This window comes from Kitasatospora sp. NPDC057198 (genome assembly GCF_042670125.1).
Classification (GTDB): domain Bacteria; phylum Actinomycetota; class Actinomycetes; order Streptomycetales; family Streptomycetaceae; genus Kitasatospora.
Genome location: NZ_JBHUWH010000338.1, coordinates 1 through 8769, shown reverse-complemented (window position 1 = coordinate 8769; position 8769 = coordinate 1). Strand labels below are relative to the sequence as shown.

Below are 8769 nucleotides of genomic sequence, written 5' to 3'. Positions count from 1 at the left end.
CGATTAACCATCCGTTGGGGTTGGGGCGGCCAAACCGGGGGTGGGCATTGGTGCACGGTTTCCGCTTCCGCCGCCGGGGGGGGGGGGGGGGGGGGCCCCCCGCGCCCCCTCGGCCGTTCGTCACACCACCTGGTGCAGCCAGCGCACGGGGGCGCCCTCGCCCGCGTACCGGAACGGCTCCAGTTCGTCGTCCCAGGGCTTGCCGAGCAGCCGGGCGATCTCCGCCTCCAGGTCTCCGCCCTCGCTGCGGGAGCGCAGCAGCACGGCGCGCAGCCGGTCCTCGGGGATCAGGATGTCGCCGTGGATGCCCGTGACGGCGTGGAAGATGCCGAGCGCGGGCGTGGAGGAGTACCGCTCGCCCTCCGCCGTGGCGCAGGGCTCGCTGGTCACCTCGTAGCGCATCAGCTGCCAGCCGCGCAGCGCGGAGGCGAGCTTGGAGGCGGTGCCGGGCTCCCCCTGCCAGGAGAGCTCGGACCGCCAGTGGCCGGGCGCGGCGGGCTGCCTGATCCAGTCGAGGTTGACCCGCACGCCTAGCACCCCCGCGACCGCCCACTCGACGTGCGGGCACAGCGCGCGGGGCGCGGAGTGGATGTAGAGCACACCACGTGTCGTCACCGGGACCTCCTGGCTGTGGACGAGGGTCGCCTTCCCCAGCTGCCTCGCACCGCCGCCGGCAGGTACTGACCAGTGGCTACCCCGTGAAGCTCAACTTATTCGACATTAGGTCATCAAATCGAGCAAAACGGACAAGCTTTCACCCCATGCTAGTCGGTTCCCCCGACAGGTCTACCCCCGCAGCGCCCACCTCCCCCGAACGGCCGCATGCGCGCGCCCCCGCCGGGCACCGCGCTCCGGCGGGGGCGTGGAAGGGGGCGGGGGCGGGGCGTGCTGACGGCCCGGCAGGTGAGGGGAGGTCAGACCTTGACGACCATCTTCCCGGTGTTGGCGCCGCGCAGCAGGCCGATGAACGCCTCGGCGGCGTTCTCCACGCCCTCGACCACCGTCTCGTCGAAGCGCAGTTCGCCGTCGCGCAGCCAGCCGCCGACCTCGGCGAGGAACTGGCCGCGCAGCGCGGCGTGGTCGCTGACGATCATGCCCTGCAGGCGCAGCCGCTTGCCGATGGCCAGCGCCAGGTTGCGCGGCCCGGCGGGGGCGGAGGTGTCGTTGTACTGGGCGATGGCACCGCACAGGGTGACCCGGCCGTGCACGTTGAGCGCGCGGATCGCGGCCTCCAGGTGCTCGCCGCCGACGTTGTCGAAGTACACGTCGATGCCGTCCGGGGCGGCCTCCGCCAGCTGCTCGGCGACCGGGCCCGCCTTGTAGTCGAAGGCGGCGTCGAACCCGTAGTCCTCGACCAGGGCGGCGACCTTCGCGGCGGAGCCGGCCGAGCCGACCACCCGCCGCGCGCCCTTGAGCCGGGCGATCTGGCCGACCAGCGAGCCGACCGCGCCGGCCGCGCCGGAGACGAAGACCGTGTCGCCGGCCTTGAACGAGGCGACCTCCAGCAGCCCGGCGTACGCGGTCAGGCCGGGCATCCCGAGGACGCCCAGGTAGGCGGAGAGCGGGGCGGGCCCCGGATCGACCTTCACCGCGTGCGCGGCGTCCAGCGTCGCGTACTCGCGCCAGCCCAGCCCGTGCAGCACGGCGTCCCCGACCGCGAAGCCCTCCGCCCCGGAGGCCACCACGTACCCGACCGCCCCGCCGTCCATCGGCGCGCCGAGCGCGTACGGCGGGACGTAGGACTTGACGTCGTTCATCCTGCCGCGCATGTACGGGTCGACGGAGAGGTAGGCGTTGCGCACCGTGATCTCACCGGGGCCGGGGTGCCGGACGGGCGCCTCGACCAGGGCGAAGTCGGCCGGGACGGGCCAGCCCTGCGGGCGCGCCGCCAGGTGCCACTCGCGTCCGGTGGCGGGAACGTCCTGCTCTGCTGCCATCACACACTCCTCGAGGTGAAATATTCACGGACTAAAGCAATCGTGCGGATGAAAGGTTCAGGTTGTCAAATGTTCAGCTAGAATCGGAGGCATGGCGCAGCAGGAGGAGCAGGTCATGGCGGAGGAGCAGGCACCGACTGTCGACCCGATCACGCTGGAGGTCGTCGACCTGATGGCGCGCCTGGTCGGGCTCTTCCACCGCGAGTACGAGGAGGCCGCCGCCGCCCGCTCGCTCACCGGCGCCCAGGCCAAGGTGCTGGCCCTGCTGCGGCGCGGGCCGATGCCGATGCGGCACATCGCGCAGACCCTCTCCTGCGAGCCCTCCAACATCACCGGCATCGTCGACCGGCTGGAGGGCCGCGGCTTCGTCACCCGCGAGGCCGACCCGCAGGACCGCCGGGTCAAGCTGGTCGTCGCCACCGACGCCGGCCGCTCGGCCTCCACCGAACTGCGCGAGTCGCTGAACTTCGCCCGCGAGCCGCTGGCCGCTCTGGAGGGCGAGGAGCGCGCGCAGTTGCGCGACCTGCTGCGGCGGATGCTCGACTCCACCGGCACCAAGGCCGACTGACCCCCCGTCGGGGCGCCGCGCCCCGCAGCCGGACGGCGCCCGCCCCGCCCCCGGGGCACCTCCGTGACGCCCCCGTGGCCCTGTGTCACCGGCCTCCGCCCCGATTCGAAGAAACTCTCGAAAAAGATGGTTCGGGTGTAACCATTCCGTGCGGTCGGCCGTCCAAGTAATGACGAGTGCGGATCCGCAGTGCCGCGGATCAGCCGGGTGCCTGCCCTCGGGCACGAGTTGCCGCTGCGCGCAGAGAGACCGCCGACCGATGACCGACGCCACGCAGACGACCGCCCTGCCCCGCACCCGGGGCCGTCGGATAGCCCGGGGCCTGGGAGCCGCCGTCGCCGCGCTCGTCGTCGCCGCCGCCGGAGCGGGCGCCTGGTACTACCAGCGGCTGGACCACAACATCACGACCTTCGCACCCGAGGGCATCGCCTCCAGCCGCCCGCCGGTCGCCACTCCCGCGCCCACCGGCGGGCTCCCCGTCAACGTCCTGCTGCTCGGCTCCGACACCCGCGACGACGGCAACGGCGCCCTGGGCGGCGGCGACGAGGGGGTGGGCCACTCCGACACCGCGATCCTGCTGCACGTGTACGCCGACCACAAGCACGCCGTCGGCGTGTCGATACCCCGCGACACCCTGGTCACCATCCCGCCCTGCCTGCTGCCGAACGGCCGGTGGAGCCCCCTGCGGACCAACCAGATGTTCAACTCCGCCTTCACCCTCGGCGAGTTCGCGAAGGGCAACCCGGCCTGCACGCAGAACACCGTGGAGACGCTGACCGGCCTGCGGGTCGACCACACCCTGGTCGTCGACTTCAAGGGCTTCGCGGCCATCACCGACGCCGTCGGCGGCGTGGACGTCTGCGTCCCCAACGACGTGGACTCCTACGGCATCCACCTCGCCAAGGGCCGGCAGACCGTCTCCGGCCAGCAGGCCGTGGACTACGTCCGGGCCCGGCACGGCATCGGCGACAACTCCGACATCGGGCGGATGCTCCGCCAGCAGGCGTTCATGTCCTCGCTGATAAAGAAGGTGCAGAGCAAGGGCTTCGACCTGGCCACCCTGCTGCCGCTCGCCGACGCCGCCACCAAGTCGCTCACCGTCGACCCCGGCCTCGGATCCCCCTTCAAACTCGCCGAGTTCGCCCAGTCCCTCCAGGACATCCAGCTCTCCGACATCCAGTTCGTCACCCTCCCCTGGCGCTTCCAGGGCGAACGCGTCGCCGTGGTCGAACCCGACGCGAGCATCCTGTGGAACCTGCTGCGCCAGGACCGCACCCTCGACGGCCAGCTCACCGACGCCGGTGCTGGTACCGGCACCGGCACCACCCCGGGCCCGAGCACCGGCGCATCGCCCTCCCCCGGGGTCTCGCCCTCCGCGTCGCCCTTCGCATCGCTCTCCGCGTCGCCCTCTGCCTCCGGTACCGCCGAGAGCGGCAGCGCGCTGCTCGACGTGCCCGTCACCGTGCACAACGCCGCCCTGTCCGGCGGCCTGGCCGGCCGCACCGCGCTCGCCCTGCGGGGCAAGGGCTACACCGACATCACCCTCGGCGCCGACGCCAAGGCCCGCAGCACCACCCTGATCGAGTACGCCCCCTCCCAGCGGGCCGCCGCCGAACAGCTCGCCCGGCTCTACCCCGGGGCCGAACTGCGCGCCGGAGCCGCCGACGGCCTCGTCCTCACCCTCGGCCGGGACAGCGCCACCCCCAGCACCCCCGACCTGCCCGACGCCACCGGCAGCGGCGCCCCCACCGCCCTCCCCTCCAGCATCCCGTCCGGGATCGCCGACAACACCCGGCCCGCCGACACCGACCTCTGCAACGACCTCAGCTTCGGCTGACCGCCTGCGACGGGGCAAGGCAGGCCGGGACGGGACGGGGCGGGACGAAGCGACAGCCGGTGGGACGACAGCCGGTGGGGCGGCCCGGTGGGGCGGGCCTCAACCCGCCGGGTCCGGCACTCCCGTGACCACCACCGTCACCCGGCGCCCGCGCAACCCGCCCGCCCGCAGCAGCCCGTACGCGCCCCACAGCGCCTTGGCCACGTAGCGGCGCTCCACCGGGACGCCGTACGCCTCCTCGAACCACCGGGCGAACCGTTCCAGCTCCTGCGGGACGCGCCCGTAACCGCCGCCGTGCCAGTCGTGCGCCAGCCGCCAGTTGGCGAACTCGCGGCCGTACCCGGCCCGGTGCAGCGCCGCCACCTCCTCCTCCAGGTAGCCCTCCCCGCGCAGCACCGCCACGCCGAGCGCCCGCGCGCCCCCGGGCAGCCCCGCTGCGATCCCGGCCAGGGTGCCGCCGGTGCCGACCGCGCAGCACACCACGTCCCGCGGGCCGAAGTCCGGCTGCTGGTCGGCGAGTTCCCGGGAGATCAGCGCGGCGCCGCGCACGGCTGGGCCGTTGGAGCCGCCCTCGGGCAGCACGTAGTAGCCCTCCCGGTCCTCGTGCCGGCCGGAAGCCGCCTCCCGGTAGGCGGAGCGCTCGACGAACTCCAGCACCATGCCGTCCCGTTCGGCCCGTGCCAGCGACCAGTTGCGCGGCCGCCCGGCGAGTTCCGCACCGCGGATCACCCCGGTGCTGGCCAGCCCCAGCCCGTGCGCCGCGGCCGCCACCGCCCGCACGTGGGTGGAGTACGCCCCGCCGTAGGTGAGCAGTCCCCGAGCTCCCCGGGCGAGGGCCAGCTCCAGATTCGGCGCGAGCTTGCGCCACTTGTTGCCGGGCACCGTCGGATGCGCCAGGTCGTCCCGCTTGAGCCACAGCTCCGCCCCCGCCGCGGCGAACTCCGGATCGTCGACCCTCGTCAACGGCGTGGGCAGGGCGGCGGCAGGGAGCATCCGCCCACCCTAGGGCCTGCCCCCGGACGGCCCGCCGGTGCACCGGGCCCGGGTGCACCGCCCGCGGAGAGCCGTCCTCGGGGTACCGCCCTCGACGAGCCGCCCTTGGGGAGCCGCCTTCAGGGCATCGCGCTCAGAGCACCGCCACCCCCAGTGGGCGCTGCCCGGCCTCCAGCCGGTGGGTGGCACCGCTGTCGAGGTCGACCAGGGTGATCCCGTTCCAGTAGCCGTCCCGGGTGAAGCCGCCGGTGACGTACGCCGTCCGCCCGTCCGCCGAGACCGCGACGTTCTCGTGCGGGATGCCGAGCGGGTAGACCCGTTCGGTGCCGTCGGGGTTGCGGACCGTCAGGCTGGGGCCGCGGTCCTCGCGGGCGACCGGGCCGGAGCCGACCACGAACAGCCGCCCGTCCGGGGTGACGGTGGCGCCGTGCTGGTGGGTGTCGGCGGTCATCGGCTCGATCGACACCTGCCCGGTGGTCGGGTCGACCACGGCCAGGCGCTCGCCCTCGAAGGGCAGCAGCAGCTTGCCGTCGCCCGGCCGGACCGCCGCGTAGTGCGGTTTCAGCCAGGAGCCGAGCCCGCCCTCGGTGCCGTACGGCGCGACCTGGATCCGCCGGGTGGCCAGGCCGTCCGCCGCGACCGCCGTCACGTCGAAGGAGTCGTGGCCGGTCGCGTAGACCTCCCGCCCGTCGGCCGAGACGTCCACGTCGAAGGGCCGCCGACCGACCGGGGCCACCCCGGTCACCTCGCCCTTCGCGGTGTCGACGACCTCCAGCACGCCGGAGCGGCCAGGCACGTTCACCCCGACGTACAGCCGGCTTCCGTCCGGGGAGAGGGCCAGGCCCATCGCGCCGCCCCGGTACTCGCCCGTCCCGACCGGGCCGGTGCCGGTGCGCAGCGGGACCGTCCGGACCAGGGTGCGTGCCCGGGTGTCGACCTCGGCGACGCCCTCCGCGGTGCTCACCCAGGCCCGCCCGTCCGGCCCGGGGGCCACCGCGTAGGGCGCCGTACCGACCCGCACCGAGCCGATCGGCCCGTGCGCCGGGTCGACGAAGGTCACGGTGTCGGCCCCGAAGTCGGCCACCAGCAGCGTCCCCGCCGGGGTATTCGCCCGGGTGTCCGCCGGGGTGCTCGCCGGATCGGACCGGGCGGAGGCGGATGGGGAGGCCGGGGAGGCCGCGGCCGGCCGGGGCGAGGAGGGTCTGCCGCCCGCCCCGCCGCCGGGGTCGGCGCAGCCCGCCAGCAGCACGGCCAGCACGGGTGCGGCCACCAGCAGCAGCGGGCCGGTGCGCCCGCGGCGGGCGGTCATCGGCACTCCCCCTCCGCCCGGTCGGGCGCGGCCGCCCTGGCATCGCCCTCGCCCTCGGCCTCCCGCAGCAGTGCGGCCAGGGCGTCGAAGCCGCGGCGTTCGGCGTGCTGCCGGGCCGTCACGCCGTCGGAGTCGGCGAGCCGGGGGTCGGCGCCCGCGGCCAGCAGCAGCCGGACGACCTCGGCGTGCGCGCGGCCGCCGTCGCCGAGGATCACGGCCTCCAGCAGGGCCGTCCAGCCGAGCCGGTTGACGTGGTCGACGTCGATGCCGGTCTCCGCCAGCACGGCCCGCACGTAGGGGACGTGGCCGCGCTCGGCGGCGGGTATCAGGCTCACTCCGCCGAACCGGTTGGTCAGCCCGAAGTCCGGCCCGGCGGGCAGCAGGGCCCGCATCATCGGCACGCTGCCGGTGACGCCGGTGACCAGCCACGGGCTGTCCTCCCGCTCGTCCTGCGCGTTCGGGTCCGCCCCGGCGGCGACCAGGAGTTCGGCGACGGGCACCCGGTCGGCAAGCGCGGCGAGCAGCAGCGCCGTCCGCCCGTGCGGGTCGCGCGCCTCCAGGTCGGCGCCCTCCGCCAGGGCGGCCCGGACGGCGGCGAGGTCGCCGGTGTGCGCGGCGGTGAGCAGGCTTCGGTCGATCGCGGTCATCGCGGTCCTCCTTCTGAGGGACGGGAGGTGGAGCACGGAATGCCTCAACGGGTGCGGGTGTGGGGGGCGGCGGGTGTGGGGGGCGGCGGGTGCGGGTGTGAGGGCGGGTGGGGCGGGGGCGGGGGCGGGTGATTCTGCTTTCCGACTCCATACTTGCCCAGGCCCCGGCTCCGCTTCGTCGGCGAACCGGTTAGACCCTGCTGGCGTTCCGGCGGACCCCGGCATCATCCGATCGGTCGATGCGCCCCCGCCCCGGCCGCGTTCTCGCAGCTCAGCGGCATAGGCCGGCGCCGCAGGGGCGGTCGGGGCCCACTCCGCCCGGCAGAACACCCGTTACACCGGCGTGGCCAAGGACCCGCTGAACCGCTACGCCCCCGCCTGGACCGGCGGCATGCGGTCGGCCGTCGGCAACACCAAGCCGGTCCTGGAGAGCGGCCTCGGCGACGACGTCTTCAACGCCGCCCCGACCGCCGACCCGACCGTCGGCGACTCCCTCACCTCCTTCGTCAAGCACACCAGCTCGATGATCACCATCGGCGACCCGGCCACCGACCTGGGCGTCGACCTCGGCTCCTTCCTGGAGCAGCCGGTGCTGCGGGCCCAGGCCCGCCCGCTGGTCAAGGACCTGGTCAACGCCTCCCCGCTGGTCGGCGCCACCGGCCCGCTCACCATGAACTCCGCCTGGTTCGCAGAGAAGAAGGACGAGGGCCACCGCTCGTACTACGGCCTGTGCGACCTGCCGTCCCGGCTGGCCCCGATGGTCCTGACCGTCGACCGGGTCTGCGGCCCGACCCCGCGCATCCGCGCCCAGGCCCTCGGCTCCGACGAGCTGGACGCCGCCTGCACCAGCCTCGCCAACGAGGACGCCCTCTTCCACCGCGTGGTCGAGGACGCCGGCCCGGCCGCCGACGACGTCAACACCGCGCTGGAGGTTGTGGTCTACGACTCCTCCTACGACTACCGCCCGTACGCCTGGCCGATGTTCGACATCGACGGCGACAGCGGCGGCACGTACCTGGAGGGCCCCCGGGCGAGGCCGGCAACCAGGCCCGCCTCATCGCCCACGAGGCGGAGTGGCTGCGCCCGGCGTCCTCGATCTGGCACCCCAACCACGAGTGCGCCCACTACCCCGACGGCCGCTTCGACTGCCACGGCGACTACGACGCCGGGCAGACCGTCCCCACCATCCGGTGGATCGAGGGCTTCGCCGAGCGCACGTCCTACACCTACCGGGACGAGCGCTACGACGACGCGATCGCCCAGGCCGCCCAGGACACCTACCGGCCGAGCACCCTGTTCGACACCACGTACGAGAACACCGACCCCACCCGGACGTACAACTAGACGAGTAGTTCCGAAGTCGGTCAGTGGTCGTAGGCGATTAGGGAGCGGGTGACGGGTCGGCCGGTGGTTCGGTTGTGCCAGATCGCGCACGTCATCGCGAGCAGTCGCTGGCCGACCCGGGCGCCGAGGCCCTC

General features: G+C 74.2%; 7 protein-coding genes and 1 pseudogene. 3 read left to right on the top strand and 5 right to left on the bottom strand.

All coding sequences use genetic code 11. The features are described 5' to 3' along the window. Window positions 1-120 precede the first annotated feature (120 nt). Entirely contained in the window at window positions 121-615 is a 495-nt protein-coding gene (locus ACFUEL_RS29090) for a DUF3145 domain-containing protein (protein WP_380239748.1), read from the bottom strand. 299 nt (window positions 616-914) lie between these two features. Continuing rightward, the gene (locus ACFUEL_RS29085) at window positions 915-1937 is read right to left on the bottom strand and encodes an NADP-dependent oxidoreductase (protein WP_380239747.1); all 1023 of its coding nucleotides are present in this window, start codon (window positions 1935-1937) and stop codon (window positions 915-917) included. A gap of 91 nt (window positions 1938-2028) precedes the next feature. On the opposite strand from ACFUEL_RS29085, the gene ACFUEL_RS29080 reads away from it, so the two are divergent. Together ACFUEL_RS29080 and ACFUEL_RS29075 are read left to right on the top strand one after the other, a co-directional pair. Next, window positions 2029-2505 carry a MarR family winged helix-turn-helix transcriptional regulator gene (locus tag ACFUEL_RS29080; RefSeq protein ID WP_380239746.1) on the top strand — a complete coding sequence of 159 codons (477 nt, stop codon included), beginning with the start codon at window positions 2029-2031 and terminating at the stop codon, window positions 2503-2505. Between the two features lie 259 nt (window positions 2506-2764). Further along, window positions 2765-4342 (top strand): LCP family protein, encoded by a 1578-nt coding sequence (locus tag ACFUEL_RS29075; protein WP_380239745.1) that lies wholly within the window; start codon window positions 2765-2767, stop codon window positions 4340-4342. A 99-nt stretch (window positions 4343-4441) separates the two neighbouring features. Here the strand turns inward: ACFUEL_RS29075 and ACFUEL_RS29070 are convergent, their stop codons facing one another. The 3 genes from ACFUEL_RS29070 to ACFUEL_RS29060 form a co-directional block, all read right to left on the bottom strand. Further along, window positions 4442-5335 carry a 1-aminocyclopropane-1-carboxylate deaminase/D-cysteine desulfhydrase gene (locus tag ACFUEL_RS29070; RefSeq protein WP_380239744.1) on the bottom strand — a complete coding sequence of 298 codons (894 nt, stop codon included), beginning with the start codon at window positions 5333-5335 and terminating at the stop codon, window positions 4442-4444. A gap of 133 nt (window positions 5336-5468) precedes the next feature. Then, window positions 5469-6644, bottom strand: coding sequence for a YncE family protein (locus ACFUEL_RS29065; protein ID WP_380239743.1), 1176 nt, complete (start codon window positions 6642-6644; stop codon window positions 5469-5471). Further along, window positions 6641-7291, bottom strand: a complete 651-nt coding sequence (locus tag ACFUEL_RS29060; RefSeq protein ID WP_380239742.1) for an ankyrin repeat domain-containing protein — start codon at window positions 7289-7291, stop codon at window positions 6641-6643. The genes ACFUEL_RS29065 and ACFUEL_RS29060 overlap by 4 nt, the downstream gene beginning before the upstream one ends. Window positions 7292-7682: 391 nt before the next feature. Between ACFUEL_RS29060 and ACFUEL_RS29055 the strand changes: the two are divergent. Further along, a pseudogene (locus ACFUEL_RS29055) lies at window positions 7683-8635 on the top strand (collagenase). Window positions 8636-8769 lie beyond the last annotated feature (134 nt).